At 68.5% G+C, this 23,280-nt stretch carries 18 protein-coding genes and 1 pseudogene; 3 read left to right on the forward strand and 16 right to left on the reverse strand.

All coding sequences use genetic code 11. The features are described from left to right. Nucleotides 1-9 precede the first annotated feature (9 nt). The 5 genes from BM060_RS28805 to hutU all read right to left on the reverse strand — a co-directional run bounded on the left by BM060_RS28805 (nucleotide 10) and on the right by hutU (nucleotide 6,011). Nucleotides 10-825: a quaternary amine ABC transporter ATP-binding protein gene (locus tag BM060_RS28805; protein ID WP_074985463.1), complete on the reverse strand. Its 816-nt coding sequence runs from the start codon at nucleotides 823-825 to the stop codon at nucleotides 10-12. Continuing rightward, entirely contained in the window at nucleotides 822-1,676 is an 855-nt protein-coding gene (locus tag BM060_RS28810) for an ABC transporter permease (RefSeq protein ID WP_061563013.1), read from the reverse strand. The genes BM060_RS28805 and BM060_RS28810 overlap by 4 nt, the downstream gene beginning before the upstream one ends. A 62-nt stretch (nucleotides 1,677-1,738) precedes the next feature. Next, nucleotides 1,739-2,707 (reverse strand): ABC transporter substrate-binding protein, encoded by a 969-nt coding sequence (locus BM060_RS28815; RefSeq protein WP_074985466.1) that lies wholly within the window; start codon nucleotides 2,705-2,707, stop codon nucleotides 1,739-1,741. Between the two features lie 74 nt (nucleotides 2,708-2,781). Continuing rightward, nucleotides 2,782-4,197 (reverse strand): purine-cytosine permease family protein, encoded by a 1,416-nt coding sequence (locus BM060_RS28820; protein WP_074985468.1) that lies wholly within the window; start codon nucleotides 4,195-4,197, stop codon nucleotides 2,782-2,784. 137 nt (nucleotides 4,198-4,334) lie between these two features. Further along, nucleotides 4,335-6,011, reverse strand: a complete 1,677-nt coding sequence (hutU, locus tag BM060_RS28825; RefSeq protein WP_074985470.1) for a urocanate hydratase — start codon at nucleotides 6,009-6,011, stop codon at nucleotides 4,335-4,337. A 535-nt stretch (nucleotides 6,012-6,546) separates the two neighbouring features. Here hutU and hutH point away from each other — a divergent pair. After that, the gene (hutH, locus tag BM060_RS28830) at nucleotides 6,547-8,076 is read left to right on the forward strand and encodes a histidine ammonia-lyase (protein ID WP_074985472.1); all 1,530 of its coding nucleotides are present in this window, start codon (nucleotides 6,547-6,549) and stop codon (nucleotides 8,074-8,076) included. A gap of 235 nt (nucleotides 8,077-8,311) precedes the next feature. Here the strand turns inward: hutH and BM060_RS28835 are convergent, their stop codons facing one another. Both BM060_RS28835 and hutC read right to left on the reverse strand, forming a co-directional pair. After that, a complete protein-coding gene (locus tag BM060_RS28835) occupies nucleotides 8,312-8,899 on the reverse strand; it encodes a HutD/Ves family protein (protein WP_074985474.1) in 588 nt (195 codons plus the stop codon). Further along, nucleotides 8,896-9,606, reverse strand: a complete 711-nt coding sequence (gene hutC, locus BM060_RS28840) for a histidine utilization transcriptional repressor HutC (protein ID WP_074985492.1) — start codon at nucleotides 9,604-9,606, stop codon at nucleotides 8,896-8,898. The genes BM060_RS28835 and hutC overlap by 4 nt, the downstream gene beginning before the upstream one ends. A gap of 257 nt (nucleotides 9,607-9,863) precedes the next feature. Between hutC and BM060_RS28845 the strand changes: the two genes are divergently transcribed. Beyond that, nucleotides 9,864-11,228, forward strand: coding sequence for a formimidoylglutamate deiminase (locus BM060_RS28845; RefSeq protein WP_074985476.1), 1,365 nt, complete (start codon nucleotides 9,864-9,866; stop codon nucleotides 11,226-11,228). A 341-nt stretch (nucleotides 11,229-11,569) separates the two neighbouring features. On the opposite strand, the gene BM060_RS28850 is transcribed toward BM060_RS28845, so the two are convergent. From BM060_RS28850 to BM060_RS28880, 7 genes are all read right to left on the reverse strand, one after another. After that, nucleotides 11,570-12,130, reverse strand: a complete 561-nt coding sequence (locus tag BM060_RS28850; RefSeq protein ID WP_074985478.1) for a lipocalin family protein — start codon at nucleotides 12,128-12,130, stop codon at nucleotides 11,570-11,572. A gap of 1 nt (nucleotide 12,131) precedes the next feature. Beyond that, nucleotides 12,132-12,386, reverse strand: coding sequence for an outer membrane protein assembly factor BamE domain-containing protein (gene bamE / locus BM060_RS28855; protein WP_009613753.1), 255 nt, complete (start codon nucleotides 12,384-12,386; stop codon nucleotides 12,132-12,134). Between the two features lie 69 nt (nucleotides 12,387-12,455). Next, nucleotides 12,456-13,064, reverse strand: coding sequence for a DUF924 family protein (locus tag BM060_RS28860; RefSeq protein WP_074985480.1), 609 nt, complete (start codon nucleotides 13,062-13,064; stop codon nucleotides 12,456-12,458). After that, the gene (locus BM060_RS28865; RefSeq protein ID WP_074985482.1) at nucleotides 13,064-14,074 is read right to left on the reverse strand and encodes a class 1 fructose-bisphosphatase; all 1,011 of its coding nucleotides are present in this window, start codon (nucleotides 14,072-14,074) and stop codon (nucleotides 13,064-13,066) included. Before BM060_RS28865 ends, BM060_RS28860 begins: the two co-directional genes overlap by 1 nt. A 169-nt stretch (nucleotides 14,075-14,243) precedes the next feature. Then, nucleotides 14,244-16,160, reverse strand: a complete 1,917-nt coding sequence (gene estP, locus BM060_RS28870) for an esterase EstP (RefSeq protein ID WP_074985484.1) — start codon at nucleotides 16,158-16,160, stop codon at nucleotides 14,244-14,246. 134 nt (nucleotides 16,161-16,294) lie between these two features. Continuing rightward, nucleotides 16,295-17,659, reverse strand: coding sequence for a DUF3999 domain-containing protein (locus BM060_RS28875; RefSeq protein ID WP_074985486.1), 1,365 nt, complete (start codon nucleotides 17,657-17,659; stop codon nucleotides 16,295-16,297). After that, entirely contained in the window at nucleotides 17,656-21,267 is a 3,612-nt protein-coding gene (locus BM060_RS28880) for a DUF2339 domain-containing protein (protein ID WP_074985488.1), read from the reverse strand. Before BM060_RS28880 ends, BM060_RS28875 begins: the two co-directional genes overlap by 4 nt. Nucleotides 21,268-21,794: 527 nt before the next feature. Here BM060_RS28880 and BM060_RS28885 point away from each other — a divergent pair. After that, nucleotides 21,795-22,034: a hypothetical protein gene (locus BM060_RS28885; RefSeq protein ID WP_064584754.1), complete on the forward strand. Its 240-nt coding sequence runs from the start codon at nucleotides 21,795-21,797 to the stop codon at nucleotides 22,032-22,034. A 112-nt stretch (nucleotides 22,035-22,146) separates the two neighbouring features. On the opposite strand, the gene BM060_RS28890 is transcribed toward BM060_RS28885, so the two are convergent. Continuing rightward, the gene (locus tag BM060_RS28890; protein ID WP_174672458.1) at nucleotides 22,147-22,539 is read right to left on the reverse strand and encodes a DUF2846 domain-containing protein; all 393 of its coding nucleotides are present in this window, start codon (nucleotides 22,537-22,539) and stop codon (nucleotides 22,147-22,149) included. 421 nt (nucleotides 22,540-22,960) lie between these two features. Continuing rightward, nucleotides 22,961-23,280: pseudogene (locus tag BM060_RS28895) on the reverse strand (IS4 family transposase); the annotation flags it as partial.

Genomic DNA, 23,280 nt, shown 5'->3' on the forward strand with positions numbered 1-23,280 from the left:
ACTCCCGGACTACAGGTTGGCCACGCGGCGCTGGACGAAGCGGTCGACGTACTCGTCGGCCGGCTGGTGGAGGATTTCCCGCGGCGCGCCGACCTGGATCAGCTGGCCGTCCTTGAGGATGGCGATGCGGTTGCCGATGCGCACCGCCTCGTCGAGGTCGTGGGTGATGAAGACGATGGTCTTGTGCAGGGTCTTCTGCAGTTCCAGCAGCTGGTCCTGCATGTCCGCGCGGATCAGCGGGTCGAGGGCGCTGAACGCCTCGTCCATGAGGATCACGTCGGTGTCGGCGGCCAGCGCGCGGGCCAGGCCGACGCGCTGGCGCATGCCGCCGGAAAGCTGGTGCGGGTAGGACTTCTCGTAGCCCTTCAGGCCCACGGTGGCGATCCAGTGCAGCGCGCGCTCCTGGCACAGCACCTTGCTCTCGCCGCGGACCTTGAGGCCGTAGGCGACGTTGTCGAGCACGCTCTTGTGCGGCAGCAGGCCGAAGCTCTGGAACACCATGCTGATCTTGCGCCGGCGGAAGTTCTCCAGCTGGCGCGAGTCGTAGCGCAGGATGTCTTCGCCGTCGACCAGGATTTCACCGCTGGTGGGGTCGATCAGGCGGTTGAAGTGGCGCACCAGGGTCGACTTGCCGGAGCCGGACAGACCCATGATCACGAAGATTTCACCCGCCTCGATCGACAGAGACAGGTCGTTCACCCCGACCACGCAGTCGGTGGCAGCCAGCACCTCGGCCTTGCTCTTGCCCTGGCGGATCATCGCCAGCGCGGCGTCGGCGCGGGCACCGAAGATCTTGTAGACGTTCTTGACCTGGATCTTGCTCATTTGCTGGCCTCGTGGTGACGCGAGCGGCCGTAGGCCTGGGTGATGCGGTCGATGACCACGGCGAGGATGACGATCGCAAGACCGGCCTCCAGGCCCTTGCCGACGTTGAGCGTCTGGATGCCCACCAGCACGTCCTCGCCCAGGCCGCGGGCGCCGATCATCGAGGCGATCACCACCATCGACAGGGCCATCATGGTGGTCTGGTTGATGCCCGCCATGATGCTCGGCAGGGCCAGCGGCAGCTGCACGCCGAACAGCTGCTGGCGGCGGTTGGCGCCGAAGGCGGTGACCGCTTCCATCACCTCGCGGTCGACCTGGCGGATGCCCAGGTCGGTGAGGCGGATCAGCGGCGGCGCGGCGTAGATCACGGTGGCGAAGATCGCCGGCACCTTGCCCAGGCCGAACAGCATCAGCACCGGGATCAGGTACACGAAGCTGGGCATGGTCTGCATGATGTCCAGCAGCGGCAGCAGGATGGCGCGCAGGCGGTCGCTGCGGGCGGCAAGGATGCCCAGGGGAATGCCGATCAGCACCGAGATGAGGGTGGCCACCATCATCAGCGCCAGGGTCTGCATGAGCTTGTCCCACAGCCCCACCGCGCCGACCAGGAACAGCAGGCCGGTGATCACCAGGGTCGGCACCAGGCGCCGGGTGGCGTGCCAGGCGATGCCGGCGACGATGGCCAGCATCAGCCACCAGGGCGTGGCGCGCAGCAGGCTTTCGAGGTTGACGATGGCCCACAGCAGGGTGTCGGAAATGTGCCGGAAGACGTCGCCGTAGTTGGTCACCAGGGCGTCGACCCAGCCGTTGACCACGTCGGCGATGGAGAAGGTGAAGCGTTCAGGGAACATGGCTCGTACTCGCAAGGATTAGGCATCGCCGGGGAGGCCTGGCCTCCCCGGCTCGGGCAGCGTCAGAGCGCGGCCTGGATCTTCTTCGCGGCGTCCTCGCTGACCCAGGCGGTCCACACCTCAGGGTGCTCCTTGAGGAAAGCCTTGGCCAGTTGTTCGGAGGACAGTTTCTCCTTGGCCATCTTCGCCAGGTTCTGGTTCAGCAGGTCGATGGGCAGGTTGACCTTCTCCAGCACCGCGACCAGTTCCGGCGCCTGGTCATGGAAGCTGCGCGACAGGCCGACCTGGATCTTCACGTCCTTGTTCACCCCCGGCTCGTCCAGCTTGACCAGGTCGGCCTGGCCCATCAGTGGCGTCGGCGACCAGTAGTAGAAGAGGATCGGCTCCTTGCGCTTGTAGCTGGACAGCACCGCGGCATCCAGCGCCGGGCCGGTGCCCGGGCGGAAGTTGGTGTACTTGGCCTCCAGGCCGTACTTCTTCAGCATCTCGGAGTTCTCCAGCTCGCAGGTCCAGCCGGCCGGGCAGTTGTAGAAGCGGCCCTTGCCCGGCTCTTCCGGGTCGCGGAACAGCTCGGCGTACTGGCCCAGGTCGGTGATCGCCTTCAGGTTCGGCGCCTTGGCCTCGATGCCGCGGGCCTTGTCGCCCTCGATCACGAAGCGCGGCACGTACCAGCCCTCGGTGGCGCCGACGATGGGCGCGCCCACGCCGACCACCTTGTTGGCGGCGGCGGCCTTGTTCCAGGCGTCGCTGCGGCCGATCCACTCTTCGCTGAAGATCTGGATGTCGTTGTTGGCCAGGGCCTGCTCCATGGTGATGGAGTTGCCCGGCAGGCTGTCGGTCTCGCAGCCGTAGCCGTTCTTCAGGATGAACTGCATGACGTCGGTGAGCAGCATGCCGCTCTCCCAGTTCAGCCCGGCGAACTTCACCGGCTTGCCGCTCTCGCACCAGCCCGCCGCCTGGGCCGATGCCATGGAACCCAGCAACCCGGCGGAAAGGATCAGGCCCAGCAGCGTCTTCTTGGAATTGTTCATCTGATGCTCCTAAAAGTGGAAAGGGAGTTGGGCAGTACAAGGGCCGCGCCCGTGCGGGGCGCGGCCGGGCCGGTTCAGGTACGGGCCGGCAGGATCAGCCGGTCCGGCACCGCCCGGCTGCTGCGCCGGGCGACCAGGTAATAGAGGACGGCGGGCACCACCAGGCCGATGATCCAGGAGATGTCCACGCCGCCCAGGTAGTCCACCAGCGGGCCGGTGTAGAACTTGGTGGAGATGAACGGTAGCTGAACCAGCACGCCGATCACGTACACGCTGATCCCCGGCAGGTTCCAGCGGCCGTAGCGGCCGTCCGGGTCGGCCAGCGCCGGCACGTCGTAGCGCTCGCGGGTGATCAGGTAGTAGTCCACCAGGTTGACCGCGCTCCACGGGGTGAAGAAGGCCAGCAGGAACAGGATGAAGGACTTGAACGCGCCGAGGAACGAATGCTGGCCGAGCAGCGCGACCAGGGTGGCGGCGCCGACGATCAGCAGCACGAACACCAGGCGCTGCCGGGGCGTGACTTCGACGTGGCCGCGGAAGCCGCTGATGATGGTGGCGATGCACATGAAGCTGCCGTAGGAGTTCAGCGTGGAGATGGTCACCTTGCCGAAGGCGATGCTGAAGTACAGCAGCGCCGCGGTGGCGCCGCTGCCGCCCAGGCCGACGATGTAGGCGACCTCGCGGCCGGCGAACTGGCCGTTGGCCATGGCCGCGGCGAACACCCCGAGGACCATCGCCACCTGCGCGCCTATCACCGAACCGGCGCCGACGGCGAGGAAGGTCTTCACCGACGAGGTCTTGCTCGGCAGGTAGCGCGAGTAGTCGGCCACGTAGGGGCCGAAGGCGATCTGCCAGGACGCGGCCAGGGACACCGCGAGCAGGAAGCTGCTCCAGCTGAAATGACGGATCTGCAGCAGCGCGCCGACGTCGGTCTGGGTCATCAGGCGGCTGAACAGGTAGACGAAGGCGATCACCCCGATGATGCTGGCGAGGCGGCCGATGAAGTGGATCACCCGGTAGCCGAGCACGGTCGCCAGGACGATGACGCTGGCGAAGATCAGGATGCCGGCGCTGTCGCTGACACCGAACAGCTGGCCCAGCGCCTGCCCGGAAAGCACCGTGCCGGTGGCGGTGAAGCCCAGGTACATGAGGCACACCAGCACGATCGGGATGGCCGCGCCGTAGACGCCGAACTGCACGCGGCTGGAGATCATCTGCGGCAGGCCCAGCTTGGGCCCCTGGGCCGCGTGCAGGGCCATGACCGCGCCGCCGAGCAACTGGCCGATGAGCAGGCCGATCAGCGACCAGAACACGTCGCCGCCCAGCACCACGGCCAGGGCCCCGGTGACGATGGCGGTGATCTGCAGGTTGGCGCCCAGCCACAGGGTGAACTGGCTGTAGAGCTTGCCGTGGCGCTCGGCCTCGGGGATGTAGTTGATCGAGCGCCGCTCGATCAGCGGCTTGCTGGAGTTCTCACTGGCCTGGGACATCGCTTTTCTTCTCCACCCCGGCGCCGGGCCGGGGTTCTTGTTGTGTCAAAGGACGGATTCCGCTCGGCCCGACCGCCGCGCCCCCACCCGCGCGGCGGTTCCTCCCTGGCCCGGGGCGGCGGGGCCGCCCCTGTGCCTCACTTGCCGGTGATCATCGGCAGGTTCAGGCCCTGTTCCTTGGCGCAGTCGATGGCGATCTGGTAGCCGGCGTCGGCATGGCGCATCACGCCGGTGCCCGGGTCGTTGGTCAGCACGCGGGCGATGCGCGCAGCGGCTTCGTCGGTGCCGTCGCAGACGATCACCATCCCCGAGTGCTGCGAGAAGCCCATGCCCACGCCGCCGCCGTGGTGCAGCGACACCCAGGTGGCGCCGCTGGCGGTGTTCAGCAGGGCGTTGAGCAGCGGCCAGTCGGACACGGCGTCGGAGCCGTCCTGCATGGCCTCGGTCTCGCGGTTCGGGCTGGCCACCGAGCCGGAATCCAGGTGGTCGCGGCCGATCACGATCGGCGCCTTCAGCTCGCCGCTGCGGACCATTTCGTTGAACGCCAGGCCGAGCTTGGCGCGCTGGCCCAGGCCGACCCAGCAGATGCGCGCCGGCAGGCCCTGGAAGCTGATGCGCTCCTTGGCCATGTCCAGCCAGCGATGCAGGTGGGCGTCGTCGGGGATCAGCTCCTTGACCTTGGCGTCGGTCTTGTAGATGTCCTCGGCGTCGCCCGACAGCGCGGCCCAGCGGAACGGGCCGATGCCGCGGCAGAACAGCGGGCGGATGTAGGCCGGGACGAAGCCGGGGAAGTCGAAGGCGTTGGCCACGCCCTCTTCCTTGGCCATCTGGCGGATGTTGTTGCCGTAGTCGAAGGTCGGCACGCCCTGCTTCTGGAACTCCAGCATGGCCTTCACGTGCACGGCCATGGACTGCTTGGCGGCCTTGACCACGGCGGCCGGTTCGGTCTGCGCGCGGTCGCGGTACTGCTCCCAGCTCCAGCCGATCGGCAGGTAGCCGTTGAGCGGGTCGTGGGCGCTGGTCTGGTCGGTGACCATGTCCGGGCGCACGCCGCGACGCACCAGCTCCGGGAGAATCTCGGCGGCGTTGCCCAGCAGGGCGATGGAGATGGCCTTGCCTTCGGCGGTGTACTTGGCGATGCGCGCCAGGGCGTCGTCCAGGTCCTTGGCCTGTTCGTCGACGTAGCGGCTGCGCAGGCGGAAGTCGATGCGGCTCTGCTGGCACTCGATGTTCAGCGAGCAGGCGCCGGCCAGGGTCGCGGCCAGGGGCTGGGCGCCGCCCATGCCGCCCAGGCCCGCGGTCAGCACCCAGCGGCCCTTGAGGTTGCCGGCGTAGTGCTGGCGCCCGGCTTCGACGAAGGTTTCGTAGGTGCCCTGGACGATGCCCTGGCTGCCGATGTAGATCCAGCTGCCGGCGGTCATCTGGCCGTACATGGCCAGGCCCTTGGCGTCCAGTTCGTTGAAGTGTTCCCAGGTGGCCCAGTGCGGCACCAGGTTGGAGTTGGCGATCAGCACGCGCGGGGCGTTGGCGTGGGTCTTGAACACGCCGACCGGCTTGCCGGACTGCACCAGCAGGGTCTCGTCGTCGTTCAGTTCCTTGAGGGTGGCGACGATCCTGTCGTAGCACTCCCAGTTGCGCGCGGCGCGGCCGATGCCGCCGTACACCACCAGTTCCTTGGGGTTCTCCGCGACTTCCGGGTCGAGGTTGTTCATCAGCATGCGCAGCGGGGCTTCGGTCAGCCAGCTCTTGGCGTTCAGCTGGGTGCCGCGCGGGGCGCGGATTTCGACGTCGCGGAATTTGCTGGATTCGGTCACGGCAGGCTCCTTCAAGGCAGTCTTGGGCTCGGATGCGAAAGCCGGGGCGTTCGGCTTCCGGCAACGGGATTCGGGTTGGGCATCGGTGCAGGAAGCGGTGCCGCCTGTCACGTATATGCTTGTACATACAAGTATAAGCAAAGGAAAGGCCAAGTCCCCCGCCGGGCGCTTCGGGCATGCTGAAAATAGAATTCAAGTAATTGATTTAAAAATGATTAATAGAAGGATTCGTACAGCGGAGCGGGTCCAGGAAGGCAGCTACATCTGTCGGTCATACGCACCAGAACGGTGATCGCCTGCTCCATTTCGTAGCATCCGGTAACACCTCGCCGTTACAGCTCGCCTCATTTCCCGGGGGCGCCGCTACCCTTCCTTATTTCCCACAGAGGGACGCCGCGCCCCGCTCTCGCGCGCAGGCATGGCGTCGGCGCAATCCGGCCCAATGGAATGGCTCGCTTATTGCTCATACTTGTATATACAGGAATAGATAGTCTCGCCGCCGAGCGCGGTAACACTCCGGAACACGGGAGCCGTCATGTCCGAAACCCTGCAGATCACCCCCGGCCAGTTTTCCCTCGACCAACTGCGCGCCATCCACCAGCGGCAACCCGCGCTGCAACTGGATGCAGCCTGCCGCGCGAACATCGAGAACAGCGCCCGCACGGTCAGCCAGATCATCGCCGACCAGCGCACCGTCTATGGCATCAACACCGGCTTCGGCCTGCTGGCGCGCACCTCCATCCCCGAGGATTCGCTGGTCACCCTGCAGCGCAACCTGATCCTCTCGCACTGCACCGGCACCGGCCCGTTGCTGGACGACGCCAGCGTGGCGCTGATCATGGCGCTGAAGATCGGCTCCCTGGCCCGCGGCTTCTCCGGCGTGGGCATGGCGGTCGTCGACACCCTGCTCAAGCTCTACCAGGCGCGCGTCTACCCGTGCATCCCGTCCCAGGGCTCGGTGGGCGCCTCCGGCGACCTGGCGCCTCTGGCGCACATGTCCTCGGCGCTCATCGGCGTCGGCCAGGTGCGCCACCAGGGCCGCGTCATGGAGGCCAGCGAAGGCCTGGCCATCGCCGGCTGCCAGCCGCTGGTGCTGGGGCCCAAGGAGGGCCTGGCGCTGATCAACGGCACCCAGGTGTCCACCGCCCTGGCCCTGCGCGGGCTGTTCGCGGCGGAGAAGCTGTTCGTCTCGGCGGTGGTCGCCGGCAGCCTGACGGTGGAAGCGCTCAAGGGCTCCTACGTGCCCTTCGACGCGCGCATCCAGGCGGTCCGCGGTCAGCCCGGGCAGATCGACGTGGCGGCCTTCTACCGCGAACTGCTGCACGACAGCCAGATCAACCAGTCGCACATCGACTGCAAGCGCGTGCAGGACCCCTACTCCCTGCGCTGCCAGCCCCAGGTGATGGGCGCCTGCCTCGACCACCTGCGCTTCGCCGCCGGGGTCTTCCTGCGCGAGGCCAACGCGGTGTCGGACAACCCGCTGGTGTTCAGCGCCGACGGCGACGTGCTCTCCGGCGGCAACTTCCACGCCGAGCCGGTGGCCATGGCCGCCGACGTGCTGGCCCTGGTCATTGCCGAGATCGGCGCCCTGTCGGAACGGCGCATCGCCCAGCTGGTGGACCCGGCGCTGTCCGGCCTGCCGGCGTTCCTGGTCAAGGAAGGCGGGCTCAACTCCGGCTTCATGATCGCCCAGGTGACCTCGGCGGCCCTGGCCTCGGAGAACAAGACCCTGGCCCACCCGGCCTCGGTGGACAGCCTGCCGACCTCGGCCAACCAGGAAGACCACGTGTCCATGGCCACCTTCGCCGCGCGCCGCCTGCAGGACATGGCCGGCAACAGCTCGGCGGTGGTCGCCATCGAACTGCTGGCCGCCGCCCAGGGCGTGGAATTCCACGCGCCGCTGCAAAGCTCGCCGCAGTTGCAGGAAGTGCTGAAGATGATCCGCGCCCAGGTCCCGGCCTACGAGCAGGACCGCTACTTCGCCCCGGACATCGCCGCGGCCCGCGCCTGGGTGGAGGAAGGCGCGCTCAGCCGCTGGCTGGATTACTCGCGGCTGTACGGCTGATCGGACGACGGTGGCGTTCTACGCTACCGCAGACGTGGCCCGCGCCTACACCGCCTTGCCGAGGTGCTCTTCGTAGGATGGGTTGAGCGAAGCGATACCCATCACCATGGCGCGATGGGTATCGCAGGCTCAACCCATCCTACGGGGTGTCGTGTTTGCTGGGCCATGCCCGCGAAAGCACCTGCAAGGCGCTTCTCCCACTAACGAAAAAGGGCTCCCCCGGCAGTCTTTTCCCTCAGCGTGATTCGAGTTCGATCACGCAGATGTCGGCACTTCCCGCCACACTCAGCCGCCACTCCCGCAGCCGCTCCTCGCCCTCGGCAAGCAGCGTGTCATGCAGCCCCAGCACAGCAGCGGCCCCGCCATCCTGGCTGACGTGAACCCCCTCGCCCGCACTGAACAGCAGCACGGTCGAAGCGCTGCTGAAGAAGTGCGCCTCACCGCCCACCCGCAGCCACTGCAGCCGCGCGCGGTAACGCGCGGGCGCATAGATCAGGTTGAAGTCGCGGATGGCGCCGCCGAGCAGCTCGCAGTCCACCGCGCTGGCGCCATCGAAGGCGAAGGCGTCCAGGGCGCGCAGCTCGCGGGACGGCTCGCCATCGACGGTCAGGCGCATGCCCTCGCCTTCCAGCACGGTGATCACCCGCTGGTAACCGCTGAAGGCGGAGAACGGCCCCGGCGCGCCGACGTCAGCGATCGACAGACGCCAGCCGAAGCCCTCCAGGCCGTCGCCGGCGTCGCGGAGGATTTCGCGGGTGCTGCCCGCGCCGTTCTTCCAGGGCATCACCGGGTAGTCGGCGGCCCGCAGCAGGCGATGGTTCATGAAGAGAAGCGTCCTTCCAGGCGATAGCGCGAGCCCGGGTAGAGCAGGCGCGCGCTGGTCACGGTGTTGCGCCCCGACCAGGTGCGTCGGCGGATCATCAGGCAGGGCTCGTGGCGGTCGATATTCAGCAGCCTGCATTCCTCGGCATCGGGCAGCACCGCCTCGACCACGTGCTCGCCCTCGCTGAGCGGCGCCACCTGGGTGAGGTAGGCGAACGGCGTCTGCCCGGAGAAGTCCTGCTTGAGGTAGTCGGGGGCCACGGCGGCATTGACGTAGCGGTCCTCGATCTGCACCGGCACGTCGTTCTCGAAGTGCACGATCAGCGAATGGAACACCCGCTGGCCTTCGCGCACGTCCAGCGCTAGGGCTCGCTCGGCGCTGGCCTTCTCCTCTTCCAGGCGCACCACCACGCAATGGTGGCGATGGCCGCGCGCCTCGATTTCCTCGGCTATGTTCTGCACCTGGAACAGCGCCGACTGGCCCTTGGGTTCGGCGACGAAGGTGCCGACACCCTGCATGCGCACCAGCAGGCCGTCGTTGGTCAGCTCGCGCAGGGCGCGGTTGATGGTCATGCGGCTGACGCCCAGCTCGCTGACCAGCTCGCTCTCCGAGGGCACCCGGTGGTGCGGCGGCCAGGCGCCGGACTGGATCTGCTGGATGATCATCTGCTTCACCCGCGCGTACAGCGGGGCGGGCAGATCGCCCATCTGCGAGGCCAGCGAGGAGCCCTCCGCGGGCGGGGTGGGCGTGGACGATGCGGGCACGGGGGTACTCCTTGTCGGGGCGACGGTGGGCAGTGGCGGGAAGGCAGCGGCGCGATGCGCTCTTGTCCTCCGGCATGTACCGGAATCGACCGGTGCATACAAGTCCCGCGGCGACCGCCGGGCACGTCTCGTAGTTTACGGCCATCCTAAACGTCTGTATATGTATATACAAATTCGAAGAGCCCTGCGAGGACCCCAGCATGCCTGCCCTGTTCGCCGAACACGCCCTGCTCCCCAGCGGCTGGGCCCGCGATGTCCGTTTCGAGGTTGCCGCCGACGGCCTGCTGACGCGGGTCGAGGCCAACGCCAGCGCCGAAGGCGCCGAGCGCCTGCGCGGGCCGGTGCTGCCGGGCATGCCCAACCTGCACTCGCACGCCTTCCAGCGCGCCATGGCGGGCCTGGCCGAGGTGGCCGGCAACCCCAACGACAGCTTCTGGACCTGGCGCGAGCTGATGTACCGACTGGTCGGCCGCATCACCCCGGAGCAGTTGCAGGTCATCGCCCGCCAGCTGTACATCGAGATGCTCAAGGCCGGCTACACCGGCGTCGCCGAATTCCACTACGTGCACCACGACCTGGGCGGCCAGCGCTACGCCGAGCCGGCCGAGCTGGCGCTGCGCGTCAGCCAGGCCGCGCGCGAGGCCGGCATCGGCCTGACGCTGCTGCCGGTGCTGTACAGCCATTCCGGCTTCGGCGGCCAGCCGCCCAGCGAAGGCCAGCGCCGCTTCATCAACGGCACCGACGCCTACCTCGAACTGATCCACGGCCTGCAGCCGCGCCTGGCGGCGCAACCGGCGCAGCGCATCGGCCTGTGCTTCCACTCGCTGCGCGCGGTGACGCCGCAGCAGATCACCGAGGTGCTGGAGTCCGACAGCAGCGAAGGGCCCATCCACATCCACATCGCCGAACAGCAGAAGGAAGTCGACGACTGCCTGGCCTGGAGCCAGCGCCGGCCGCTGCAGTGGCTGTACGACAACATCGAGGTGGACGAGCGCTGGTGCCTGGTCCACGCCACCCACGCCGAGCCCGACGAAGTCGCCGCCATGGCTGCCAGCGGCGCGGTGGCCGGCCTGTGCCTGACCACCGAGGCCAACCTCGGCGACGGCATCTTCCCGGCGGTGGACTACCTGGCCCGCGGCGGGCGCCTGGGCATCGGCTCGGACAGCCACGTGTCGCTGAGCGTGGTGGAGGAACTGCGCTGGCTGGAATACGGCCAGCGCCTGCGCGACCAGAAGCGCAACCGCCTGTACCGCAACGACCAGCCCAACATCGGCCAGACGCTCTACGAAGCGGCTCTCCAAGGTGGTGCCCAAGCCCTGGGCCAGCCGGTGGGCGAACTGGCCGCGGGCCGCCGCGCCGACCTGCTGGTGCTCGACGGCAACGATCCCTACCTGGCTACGGCCAAGCCCGAGACCCTGCTCAACCGCTGGCTGTTCGCCGGCGGCGACCGCCAGGTGCGCGATGTGATGGTCAACGGGCAGTGGGTGGTGCGGGAGCGCCGGCATGCGCTGGAAGAGCAGAGCGCCGGGGAGTTCGCGGGGGTGTTGCGGGAGTTGTTGGGGTAGGGCGCTCCGTGCTCGGCACCGAGCAGCCTGGGGCCGAGGTCAAACGGCGGATAACGCGGAGCGTTATTCGCCCTACGCCTGGCTTTCGTTGATTGTGGTGTTTGCCGGCAGATTCATCTCCGGGGCAAGCCCTTTTCCCTCTCCCTAACCCTCTCCCTGAAGGGAGAGGGGGCTAGTCCGTGCCGAGAGAAGAAATGGTTTCAGCTGGAAACCACCGGAGCTGCCGGCTGACTCCAGAATCCCCAACCCTGCCCAACGGTCCCCTCTCCCTTCAGGGAGAGGGTTAGGGAGAGGGAGCGGAGGTAAAGTAGCGCACCTACGTTACCGGCAGGCACCGTCCCTCAATTCCCCGCGATCGCGCTGTCCTTACTCCGCCAGATCAGATCGCTCGTGTCATACCCCTTGCGATTGGCCTCGGCCAACAAACGACGCAACGTCGCCGCGGGCAGGCTGGTCTGCCGCGCCAGCAGCCACAGGTGGTCGCGATCGCGGTTGCCGACCAGCGCGGTCTGGTAGTCCTCGTCGACGTAGAGCACCTGGTAGTCGCCGCGCACCACGCCGGGGAGCAGCCGCGACGCCCAGTTATCGAAGCGCACCCAGAAGGCATCGGTGCTGCCCGGCGTCTGCGGGGTGGCCGTGCCGGTCACCTGCTTCCAGCTGCCGTCGGCGGTGCGGCAGCGGTTGAGCAGGCCGATGCTGCCATCGGCGCGCACGTGGTAGTGGGCCTCGGACTGCAGGCAGGCGCGCTGGAAGAACATCGGCTTGCGCGCCAGCTCGTACCAGGTGCCGGCGTAGCGCTGCGGGTCGACCTGCATCGTTTGCGGCCGCTCCTCGGCGTGCCCGGCGCAGCCGCCGATGCCGGCCAGCGCGACGGCGGCGAGCACCCGCAGCGCGGCGTTCATCTCACTTCAGGCCCTGGCCGGAGAACATCAGCACCTTGTCGCCGGCGTACTGCACGCTGATGAAGGTCTTGTCGTCGCCCCAGGTGCAGCTGGACACGCCCAGCGCGCCGGAGCACTCGGTCGGCTTGCCGAGCAGGGCCTCCACCTCGGCCTTGTCCATGCCGGCCTTGAGCTTGGAATAGTTTTCCTGGTTGAGCTTGCTGCAGGCGGCCATGGCGATGCAGACGGCGATCAGGGCGATACGGCGGAAGGACATGGGCAACTCCATTGTCGGATGGTCCATTGGACAAGCGTGGCACAGGCCACGCGAAACGCACCCTTGGAGTCAGAAACGCGAGCCGGGTTCCTTGAGGAAGGCGACTTCCTCGGCGCTGGATTCGCGGCCAAGGATGGCGTTGCGATGGGGGAAGCGGCCGAAGCGCGCGACCACGACGCGGTGGCGCTCGGCGTAGTCGAGGAAATCGGCGAACAGCGCCTTGTCGTCCTCGGCGGCCTGCTCGTGCAGTTCGGCGAAATGCTGCACCGCCTGTTCCTGCTGTGCCAGGTCCTCGGCGTGCTCAAGCACCAGGTAGACGAAGACCCGCTCGATGGGCTGCAACTGGCGGTCCAGCCCGGCCGCAAGACCGCGGCGCACCAGCGCCTGGGCGCGGGCGTCGCCGTCATAGGCGCGCGGCGTGTCGCGGAAGATCATCCGCGGCAACTGGTCCAGCAGCAGGATCAGCGCCAGCCAGCCCTGGGCCGAGCCGGCCCAGTCGGCCAGCCCGCCGTCCAGGGCCTGGCGCACCAGGCCGCCGAAGCGGTTGTCCGAGGCCATGTCCTCGCAGGCGCTCTTGCCGAACCACAGGCCGTTGCGCTGGGCGGCGACGTCGCTGGCGCGCAGGGCGTCGCCGAACCACCAGTCGAGCAACGCCTGCCAGGCGGGTGCCGCGCTCATCAGGCCTGGTGGTAGCCGGTGACGCGCTCGACCTCTTCCTTCGAACCGAGGAACACGGCCACGCGCTGGTGCAGCGAATCCGGCTGGATGTCGAGGATGCGCTGGGTGCCGTTGGTGGCGGCGCCGCCGGCCTGCTCGATGATGAAGGACATCGGGTTGGCCTCGTACATCAGCCGCAGCTTGCCGGGCTTCTCCGGCTCACGGGCATCGCGCGGGTACATGAAGATGCCGCCGCGGGTCAGGATGCGGTGCACGTCGGCCACCATGGAGGCGATCCAGCGCATGTTGTAGTTCTTGCCCAGCGGGCCTTCCTTGCCGGCCAGCAGTTCGCTGACGTAGCGCTGCACCGGGGCTTCCCAGTGGCGCTGGTTGGACATGTTGATGGCGAACTCGGCGGTGCTGTCCGGCACGCGGATGTTGTCGTGGGTGAGCACGAAGCTGCCCAGCTCGCGGTCCAGGGTGAAGCCCTTGACGCCGTCGCCGAGGGTCAGCATCAGCATGGTCTGCGGGCCGTAGATGGCGTAGCCGGCGGCGACCTGCTTGGTGCCCGGCTGGAGGAAGGCCTGCTCGTTGAGGCTGTCGTTCTGGCTCAGGTGCTGCTCGGGGCAGCGCAGCACCGAGAAGATGGTGCCGACCGAGACGTTGACGTCGATGTTGCTGGAGCCGTCCAGCGGGTCGAACACCAGCAGGTAGGCGCCCTTGGGGTACTTGCCGGGGATCTGGTAGGCGTTGTCCATCTCCTCGGAGGCCATGCCGGCCAGGTGGCCGCCCCACTCGTTGGCTTCCAGGAGGATTTCGTTGGACATCACGTCCAGCTTCTTCTGCACCTCGCCCTGCACGTTCTCGGTGCCCATGCTGCCCAGCACGCCGCCCAGGGCGCCCTTGGACACGGCATGGCTGATTTCCTTGCACGCACGCGCCACCACCTCGATGAGGAAGCGCAGGTCGGCCGGGGTGTTGTGGCTGCGGGTCTGCTCGATGAGGTAGCGGCTGAGGGTAACGCGGGACATGGAAGGGCTCCGGGGGAGAGGTAGGAAAAAAACTGCGCGCATTCTAGCGTGGAATCGGCCACGCCGCCTCCCGTACGGCGCGTCCGTCCTGAGGTTGGAGCGCGCCGCCGGTGGTCGGTTCCCTCGTCGCTGCGGCCGTCAGTCGCGGCGGCTTGCTGGCGTACCGGGCTTAGAAGTCCAGGCTCAGCGCCAGGCTCACGCCCTGCTGCAGGTCGTCGTCGCTGCGGTGCGCGCTGTAGCCGCCACGCAGCGAGAGTTCCGGGGTCAGCTTCTGGGCGAAGCCCAGGGTCGCGCGCTGCAGGTGGCTCTGCGGGGTGTAGCCCTGCAGGGTGAAGCCGTTGGCCGGCAGGCTGGTGAAGGCCATCCCGATGTTCTGGGTGTCGTCGGCGTATTCACGCTCCACCGCCACTTCACCGAACAGTTGGGTCTGCTCGCTGAGCGCGTACTTGCCCTGCAGGCCGGCGCCGAGACGGCGGGAATAGCGCTTCTGCTCGTCGAACGACAGCGAGGTGGAAGCGTTGCCCTCGTCGTAGCCGTCCACCTTCACCCGCGCCCAGTCGGCGCTGACGAAGGGCGACAGGTGCCAGGCCTCGCCGCCCTGGGCGATGTCGTAGCCGATCCGGCCGCTGAAGGCGAGCAGGTTGCCGTTGGTGTCGCCCTTCTCCTCGACGGTGCGCGGGCCGATGGCGAACTTGCGGTTGGCCTCGTCGTAGTCGAGGTAGCCGCCGGTCACCGCGGCGTCGCCCCACCAGCGATCCTGCTGGTACTGCACGAAGAGGCTGCCCAGGTAGCTGTTGAGCTTGTAGTCGGAATCCTCGGCGCCGGCCTCCAGTTTCTGCCGGTAGAAACCGGCGGCGATGCCGGCGCGCCAGGCGTCGTCCAGGCGCAGCGAGCCGCCCAGGGTCAGGTTGTAGCCGAAGCCGTCGCCGCTGGCGGCGCTGTCCTGGTCGTCGTAGTCCAGGTGCTGGCCGCCGCCGGTGACGAAGCCACGCCACTGGCCGACGCCCTGCCAGTTCTCCCAGTCGGCCAGCCACTGGCTGCGCAGCTCGTCCTGGTAGGCGCGCAGGGTGCCGTGGGCCATTTCCGGCAGCAGGGTGGCTTCCCAGGGCGCGGACAGCACCGAGTAGGCGTAATCGGCGATCAGCGTCTGGCCGGCGATGGTCGGGTGCACGCCATCGTTGAAGATCAGCTTGGTCGGGTCGGCTCCGGCGCTGCCGCCGATGCCATAGACGGGGTTGACCGGGCAGCCGTCGCCGCTGAAGCAGGTGCCCACCAGGTTCTGTCCGGTGGCCAGGCCATAGGCGCCGGGGTTGGCCAGCACTTCCTTGAGCATCAACGGGATGTTCAGCGGGATCACGTTGGCGCCGCTGCTGGCCAGCTGACTGACCAGCTCCTCGTTGAAGATGCCGCTGAGCTGGGTGCCCAGCTCCTCGAAGCCGGTGCCATTGGTGGCCGGGGTCAGGCCCAGGTCGGGCAGCAGCCAGACCATGATGTAGCGCGCGCCGGCCTGGCTCAGGGCCTGGGCGCTGTCCACCAGGCGCCCGGCGGCGGCGCGGGCGGAGGGGTCGTCGGTGATGCGGAACTGCAGGAAGTCGTTGCCGCCGCCGGTGAGGTAGTAGAGCGCGTTGGGGTCGGCGAGGCGGCCGACCAGGTAGCCGTCGCGGGTGCGCGTCTGGCCGTTGGCGCTGACCACCGAGCCGCCGGCGGCGGTGATGGAGTCGTAGATCTGGTCGGTGCGGTAGCCGCCCACCGCCCAGTTGTTGCCGTCCGGCAGGCCTTCGGCGGCGTTCACCAGCGAGGTCGAGGGGCCGAGGTCGCCGGCGGCGACGCCCAGCTTGCCGCCGAGGATCATCGCCGCGGTAGGCCCGAAGACCTCGCCGCTGCCGTCCAGATAGGTCGGGCCCACGCGGTTGGTGAAGCGGGTGGAGGCGCCGGCGGGGCCGTCGGCGTCGGGGAACTGGCCGGCGTCGCTGAGGCTGTCGCCGAACACCACCAGGGTCGAATACGGGGAAGGTGACGCCAGGGCCTGGCTGGCGATGCCGAGCAGGCAAGCGGCGGCCAGGGGTGAAAGCACCTGTTTGATCATGCGGCTGACTCCATGCTTGTTCTTATAGGTAGAGTGCAACGCCGTTAACAGTATCAGAACAATCGCGCAGAGTAGCGTTCTTGACGCATTTCCCTACATAAGCTGGCGTAATTTCTCCATTTCCCGGTATTTGCTCATTGGCCGGCGCGCTGCCCGCGCAACAGGCTGAAGGCCATGCCGCCCAGCAGCAGCACCCCGCCCAGCAATACGGCCCACAGGCCGATACGCTTCCAATTGCCGTCGCCGGCGCTGGCGGCTTCCGCCGGGGCGGCCTGCAGGACCCCGTCCAGGCTGGCCTGGCCGACCTGCGCCGGCTTGTCCGGCTGGTAGCCGGGGATCAGCACGCTCAGCGGCAGGCTGGCGGAGGTGGCGTCGCGCTTGCCGAGGGCCAGTTGGTAGGGCGCGCTGCCACGCACCAGGAACACCAGCTCGCGGGCGCGCATGGCCACCCGCAGGTTGGGCGCCGTGTCGCCCAGGCCGGTACCGCGCGCGTCGGTGACCAGGCGCAGCTGGCGCACCGGCTGGCCGGCCAGCAGCAGTTCGTCCTGGCGCACCTGGCGGCCGTCCACCGGCAGGTCGTAGAGCACCCCGCGGGCCAGCGGGTACCAGTCCTCGCGGCTGCCCTGCCCCGTTGCGTTGCGCGCGGACAGCGCCACCGGCGCCATCAGGTGCTGCGCCGCCGCGCCCAGTTCGAAGCGCACCCGCTCCAGCGGCAGCGCCTGGGGCAGGTCCCAGCGGTAGCTGCCGTCCGCCTCGCGGCGCCCGGCGATGGGCTCGGACCACACCAGCGGCGTGCTCGCGGCCTGGTCGGTGCGGCCCAGCAGGCGCGCGCCCTTGAGCGTCACCGCCGCGTTGCCGGCCGGCCACGACAGGCGCAGGTAGCGCGCCTTCTGCCCAGGCAGGGCCACCTCGCTGACGTCCATGCGCTCGCCGTTGAAGCTCAGGCGGGCGAGCTGGCCGTCGCCCCAGTTGCGCCAGCGCTGCAGGTCGTCGCTGGCCTCGATGCGGAAGTGCTGGAAGCCCTCGGCCTCGCTGCTCCAGTCCAGGGCCAGGCGCTCGAAGGGGAAGTCGGCGTCGCCGGCGTCCAGCAGCCAGCCGCTGCGCCGCTCGCCCGTTGGCGCGGGCGCCGCGTCGGGCAGCACTTCCACCAGGGTGCCGGTGGTGCTGCGCTGGATACGCAGGCCGGCCTGGCGGCCGGGGTCGGCTTCGGCGCCATACAGCGGGAACAGCCGGGCCGCGGCTTCATGGGCGGTGCTGCTGCCCTGCACTGCCGCCGCGCTCAGCGCGTAGGGCAGCGCCTCGCCTTCCTTGTCGAACACCCGCAGGTCGCGCAGGTCGGCATGGGCGGCGGCCAGTTGCACGCTCATCGGCAGTTGCAGGCGGTACCAGGGGCCGTCGCCCTGCAGGCGCAGGGGCACCTGCTGCGGGTAGTCGGCAGGGTTTTCCGCGGCCTGGGCCAGCCCGGCGGCCAGGCAGAGGATGAGGGAAGCCAGCTTCATGCGGGGGGTTGCTCCTGTTGCCCTGCCACCCGGTGCGGCGGCAGCGGGGCGAAATAGCCGACGACCAGCAGCAGCACGCCGACGCCGATGAAGGAAACGATGCGCTCCAGGCTGCCGCTGTTGCCCAGCTCGACGAAGAACAGCTTGACCACCACCACGCCGATCAGCGCCGCGCCGACCATCCACAGGTCGCGCCGCCCGCGCAGGTGGCCGCCGACCATCAGGCCCAGGGCGATCAGCGTCCAGACGATGGACAACCCGGCCTGCACCAGCATCGACTCGCGCAGCGGCTCCAGGGCGAAGGGCACGCCGCCCCAGTGGTGCGCGGTGCGGCACACGGCCAGGGTCAGCAGGGCGAACAGCGAGGCGCCCAGCAGCGCCTGCGCCGGCAGGCGCACCTGCTCGCCGGAAAGGCCCAGTTGCGGCAGGCCCTCGCGGCTCCACTGGAAGACCGCCGCCAGCACGATCAGCATGCCCAGCTCCAGCGGGTTGAGCAGCGGCAGGTAGGGCAACGGTTGCGCCGCGCCGTCGCTGACCAGGTTGACCAGCCAGAACCAGCCGAGTAGCGCCAGCGCCACCGGCGCCGCGGCCAGGGCGCGGTATTCGCGTGGGAAGGCCGCCACCGGCCAGGGCAGCGTGCGGCGCGCGCCCATGAGGATCAGGTAGAGGCTCGGCACCAGCGCCCAGCCCAGCCAGCGCCAGGCGTTGTAGTGCTCGGCCAGGGCGAGGAACAGGTAGCGCAGCTGCAGCGCCAGCACCGCGAGCAACAACCAGCAGCCGAGCACGTGGGCGCCGCGCAGGGGCAGCGCCGGCAGCACCGGCTCCAGGCGCCTGAGCGACCAGAAGTGCGCCACGAACAACGCGCCCCAGCCCAGCCAGCCGAGCTCGCCCAGCGGCTGGTATTCCGGCTGCCAGGCACTGGCCAGCGCCAGGACGCCCGCCGGCGCCAGGGCCAGGCAGGCGAGCGCCAGGGCCCGCCACTGCTCGCGGCGGGCGACGAAGGTCCAGAGCACCACGCTGACGGCCGCCACCAGCAGGGCGACATGCTCGCGCCGCGGCGCCGGGACGAAGCGGGCGATCTCGCACAACGCGGTCAGCGCCCACCAGCCCGCGCCCCAGGCCAGCAGCAACTGTGACAGCCGTTCCAGGGTCAGCGCTCCCAGTTGCAGCGACTGCCCGCCCTGCCCCGCCCGATGCAGGCGCCAGGCGCCGACCAGCGCCGCCAGGGCCAGCACCGCCGGGCACCAGAAGCCGCTGTGGGCCAGGGGCGTCAGGCCCTCGCCGGAGAGCCCGGCGAACAATGACGAGCCGCCGAACAACAGCGCCGCGCCGCCCAGCACCTGCAGCAGCAGGCCGAACACGAAGCTCGCGCGCTGCTGCAAGGCCAGGCTCAGCCAGAGGATCAGCAGGCCGCTGCCGGCCCATACCGCCGCGGCGCTGCGCCAGGGCAGGACGAACAGCACCGCCAGGTTGACGAAGGCCAGGCCGGCCAGCAGCACCGCGCTGAGGCCGAGCATCAGCCGGCGGTCGTCGCGCACCAGCGGGTCGCGCGCGGCGAGGATCATCCCGGCGATCAGCGCCAGGCCGATCAGGCTGGCGCCGAACAGGCCGGTCCAGCCGCTGCCGAGCACCCCGGCGCCGCCGTCGGCCGCCCGCAGGTCGGCGAGGAACAGCGCGCCGCCGAGCAACTGCACGGCGAAGGCGCAGAACAGGAAGGTCCGTGAACCCAGGCGCAGCCCGGCGAACACCGTGGCCAGGCCGGCCAGCGCCCAGGCCATGGCAGTGCCCGGCACGGCGAAGCACAGCGGCGCGATCAGGTAGAGGAAGGCCAGGCCGCAGGCCGCCAGCACCGGCTGGCAGCGCGGCTCCCAGGGCCAGAGAACGGCGTCGCCGTGGCGGCGCAGCTGCCAGTAGCTGAACAGCAGCGCCACGCCGAGCATCAGCGCGCCCAGTGGCGCACCGTCCAGCAGCTTATCCACACCCGGTTGCAGGCCCATCAGGAAGGCGATGGCCGCGCCCACCTGCAACAGCAGCGCGAACATCCGCGCCAGCCGCCGCCCCTGGCGCAGGCCCAGCCAGTAGATGCCGGCGCCCTCCACGGCCCAGGCCGCCGAGGTCCAGCGCGCATCCAGGCCCAGCGGGATGGCCAGGCTGCCGAACACCACGCCCAGCGCCAGGCAGGCTTCCACCAGCAGCAGGGCGCGGCCGGCGGTGCGCCCGGCCAGCAGGCGCGCCAGGCCCATGTAGAACAGCCCCAGCGCCAGCGCGCTGAACGCCGGGCCGAATTCCAGGTGGCGGATCAGCGCGTACTGCAGGCCGAAGCCGATCAGCGGCGCGCCGAACAGCACCGTGCCGTCGACGTAGTCGGTCTGGCGCAGCGACCAGCGCAGCGTCTCATCGCGCCCGGCGCCCTCCTCCAGCCCGGCGGCCTCGCGCAGGCGGCGGCGGGCGAAGAGCAGGCCGATGGCCACGTACATCAGGAAGAACAGCAGCAGGAAGGGCTCGGTGCTGGCGAACAGCTCCGGCGTGTAGGAACGCAGTCCCCAGGCGAAACCGATGCCGAAGGTGCCGAAGAAGCCGATCAGGTTGAGCAGGCGCCAGGCGCGGAACCAGGCGATGGCGAAGATGCCGGCGTTGAGCAGGGCGAAGTAGCTGAACAGGGCGACGTGGTTGCCGGCGCCGGTGGAAGTCAGGATAGGCGCGGCGAAACCGCCCAGGGCCGCCGCGGCAGCCAGGCCGAGGGCATCCTGCAGCACCGCCAGCACGGCGGAGAACACCGTCACCGCCACCAGCAGGCCAAGGGCCTGGCCCGGTGTCAGCAGCGGATGCAGGCGCATGGCAGCGAATACCGTCAGGTACAGCACCGCGATGCCGGTACCCTGCAACAACAGGCCGTAGGTCGCGCGCTTATGCCGCAGCCACCAGCCCAGGGCCAGCAGGGCGATGGCGGCGGCGGCCACGCCCATGTAGCGCAGCTCGACGGGGACGACCACGCGCTCGGAGGCGTAGCGCAGCAGGAAGGCCAGGCCGAGGAACAGCAGCAGCACGCCGACGCGCAGCACGGTATTGCCGCCGAACAGCCAGTCGCGCGCGGCGCCGAAGGCACGGTCGAACCAGGACGGGCCGGACGGTACAGCTGGTTCGGCCTCCCAAGCCGAGGCTTCGCGCGCCGCGGGGGCCTCGACGGCAGGCGGGATCGGTGCCGACGGCGGTTCCTGGGGCTGCAACGACCAGTCAGGCGCAGCGCTGGTCGCGGCAGGCGCCTGCGCTTCGGGCAGCTCGATCTCCCATTCCAGCTCCGGCTCAGGCTCGGCGACGGCTTCCGGCGCAACGACGGGCTCCGCCGGTTCGGCAGGCGGCACAGGCGCTGCGGCCCCGCCCTGCTCCAAGCGCAGCAGGCGCTGGTACAACGCCTCGGTACCCGCGTCGAAACGCTCGGCGAACTGCTCCAGTTGCCGGCGCAACGCCGCGTTCTGCCGCTGCAGGCCATGCAGCGCCAGCGCCTGGCCGAACAGCAGCCCCAGCCCGGCGCCCACCAGGCCATCGGTGATCGACTCGTCCCAGGCGGCGCCCAACACCAGGCCGATCAGCATGAAGATCCATTGCATGCATTCACATCCTTGAAAGGGAAACGCCCCCATCCAGCGGCGCGCAAGGCTCCGAGTATATCGCCCCGCGCGGCGCAGGCACCCTGATTCCACAGGATATGACGCCAGCGCCGGGACGCCAGCCACAAAGCACAAGGAACGGCAGGCGCCGGAAGTATCGGCTGGGCGAGAGAGTCGGGCCCGGGCAGACCGGCAAGGGTCATGAAGCGCCTCCTTGTCCGAGACGCGTGTCTCCTGCCGATACGGCTCCCCCGCTTTCTTGACGCCTCCGATTGACAGCCTTGGGGTAGCGCCCTAACGTGGCTCGGCCGCTCAACAGGGCGGCTCGGGATTGGCGTCCCGATGGACAAGAGAAGGCGCATGGGCATCCGCTCGGCGCCGTGCATGGCTGCACCTGCGTTATGGGCGGGCCGTGCGGGGCATCTTCGGATGCGCCGGTTTCCTTGTCCCGGTACGCCAACCTGTACGGTCCGCCCTCCCTGATTGGCGTCAGGAGGCGGAAACCCCATCGACAAGAGGCCCACTCCATGAACCTTGCAGCCCAAGTGCTACCCCATCCCCTGACAAGCACCGCCCCATCGGAGCTCTACGACGCCGCGCAATCCCGCCAGGCGGCCCTGGTCAACCTGCTGCGCCTGCTGGCCGGCGCGCCGGACCTGGGCGCGCCCACCGAGGAAGTGCTGGACGGCACCTTCAGCGCGCTGGAATACCTGGCGGCCGATGCCGAGCGGCTGTACGCCGCCGCGGAGCAACGCACCCGACCGTAGGGCGCATAACGCGAAGCGTTATCCGCCGTTGCCGGATGACGCTTCGCTCCGCGACCCGCGCAGTTTCGGATCTAGAGCAGAAAGATGAATCCGTCTCTCTGCTCCCTGCAGGTCATTTACGTTCCTTGGCCACGCTACCCACACTGGCATCCTTGACCAGGTAACGGCCCTCGGTATCGCCAAGCAGCACCAGGCTGTTGCGCGCCATCAGCATCCCGACTTCCACTTCCTGCTTGATGAACACCACTTCGCCGGCGCGCACCTCGAAAGACAGGTCCGCCCAGTTTTCCGCCTTGGAACTGATGGTGTGCTTGCCTGGCTCGACGTAGAAATAGATGTACTGATTGCCACGGTTGTAGCCCATCTCCGAGGCGTCTTCGCGGTCATCCAGGAACACGTTGAAGCGCACCAGGCCACCGGCGTTGCTCGGCCGCACCACATAGACCAGCCCCTGGTCGGCAGTGGCGGCCTTGGGCAACTCGTACCCGGCAACTTCCGCCTGCATTTTCTCCATCGACGGCGCCGAGGCGCAGCCATAGATAAGCGCGATGCTGGCCAGCGCAAGCAGTTTGAGCATTCTCACAACGACTTCTCCCTTTCCATATGGTTGTAGCCGCCGCCCTTTCTTCCAGAGGCAACGGCAGTGCCTGCCCTTGCCAATGCCGGCGCGTCGAAAGATCGACTCGGCAGTGATGGCAAAAGGCCAAAAACTTTACCCTGAATGCCGTCTGGAAGGCCACCTGAAAGACTCGGTCTGACTCTAACGAAGGAGGGTTTTCTCCTGCACTCCAATCCTGCTCGACCAGTCGACTCTAGAGTAGGAGAAATAAATTTAGCAAAAAGGGAAAATATTTATTTCTCACACCCTAATTCTGTCCAGTCAGCCAGCTTTAGAGCAGGAAAAATAAATCTGTCCCGAATGGCACTTACTTAACCCTTTTCGGATGACCGTGTTTCTTGATCGCTGCCCGAGCAGATTGACGTGTGCAGGTCAGTAATGGGTAGGGCTTTGGCCTTCGCTTGAGGGCTCTGGGTTCAACTCGCCCGGAGCGATTGCCGACACGCTGTTGCGCGACCAGAACCAGCAGGCCGCGAAGAGTCGTACCTCCGTCAGGATCATCGTCGAATTGCCGCCACGCCAGCCATAGCTGGAGGCTGTGCTTGAAGCTCAATTCACGGGGTAGGCAGTCAGCCATCGAGGCCGATTGCGCCATGATCAGGCGAATCAGGTTGTGTGCCAGCAGGT

The sequence above is a fragment of the Pseudomonas citronellolis genome (assembly GCF_900112375.1).
GTDB classification, from domain to species: Bacteria; Pseudomonadota; Gammaproteobacteria; order Pseudomonadales; family Pseudomonadaceae; genus Pseudomonas; species Pseudomonas citronellolis.

Excerpts from the sequence above, each read along its gene's own strand:
- BM060_RS28805 (WP_074985463.1), bottom strand. The coding sequence starts at position 825 with ATGAGCAAGATCCAGGTCAAGAACGTCTACAAGATCTTCGGTGCCCGC.
- BM060_RS28810 (WP_061563013.1), bottom strand. The coding sequence starts at position 1,676 with ATGTTCCCTGAACGCTTCACCTTCTCCATCGCCGACGTGGTCAACGGC.
- BM060_RS28815 (WP_074985466.1), bottom strand. The coding sequence starts at position 2,707 with ATGAACAATTCCAAGAAGACGCTGCTGGGCCTGATCCTTTCCGCCGGG.
- BM060_RS28820 (WP_074985468.1), bottom strand. The coding sequence starts at position 4,197 with ATGTCCCAGGCCAGTGAGAACTCCAGCAAGCCGCTGATCGAGCGGCGC.
- hutH (WP_074985472.1), top strand. The coding sequence starts at position 6,547 with ATGTCCGAAACCCTGCAGATCACCCCCGGCCAGTTTTCCCTCGACCAA.
- BM060_RS28835 (WP_074985474.1), bottom strand. The coding sequence starts at position 8,899 with ATGAACCATCGCCTGCTGCGGGCCGCCGACTACCCGGTGATGCCCTGG.
- hutC (WP_074985492.1), bottom strand. The coding sequence starts at position 9,606 with ATGGGCGATCTGCCCGCCCCGCTGTACGCGCGGGTGAAGCAGATGATC.
- BM060_RS28845 (WP_074985476.1), top strand. The coding sequence starts at position 9,864 with ATGCCTGCCCTGTTCGCCGAACACGCCCTGCTCCCCAGCGGCTGGGCC.
- BM060_RS28850 (WP_074985478.1), bottom strand. The coding sequence starts at position 12,130 with ATGAACGCCGCGCTGCGGGTGCTCGCCGCCGTCGCGCTGGCCGGCATC.
- bamE (WP_009613753.1), bottom strand. The coding sequence starts at position 12,386 with ATGTCCTTCCGCCGTATCGCCCTGATCGCCGTCTGCATCGCCATGGCC.
- BM060_RS28860 (WP_074985480.1), bottom strand. The coding sequence starts at position 13,064 with ATGAGCGCGGCACCCGCCTGGCAGGCGTTGCTCGACTGGTGGTTCGGC.
- BM060_RS28865 (WP_074985482.1), bottom strand. The coding sequence starts at position 14,074 with ATGTCCCGCGTTACCCTCAGCCGCTACCTCATCGAGCAGACCCGCAGC.
- estP (WP_074985484.1), bottom strand. The coding sequence starts at position 16,160 with ATGATCAAACAGGTGCTTTCACCCCTGGCCGCCGCTTGCCTGCTCGGC.
- BM060_RS28875 (WP_074985486.1), bottom strand. The coding sequence starts at position 17,659 with ATGAAGCTGGCTTCCCTCATCCTCTGCCTGGCCGCCGGGCTGGCCCAG.
- BM060_RS28880 (WP_074985488.1), bottom strand. The coding sequence starts at position 21,267 with ATGCAATGGATCTTCATGCTGATCGGCCTGGTGTTGGGCGCCGCCTGG.
- BM060_RS28885 (WP_064584754.1), top strand. The coding sequence starts at position 21,795 with ATGAACCTTGCAGCCCAAGTGCTACCCCATCCCCTGACAAGCACCGCC.
- BM060_RS28890 (WP_174672458.1), bottom strand. The coding sequence starts at position 22,539 with ATGCAGGCGGAAGTTGCCGGGTACGAGTTGCCCAAGGCCGCCACTGCC.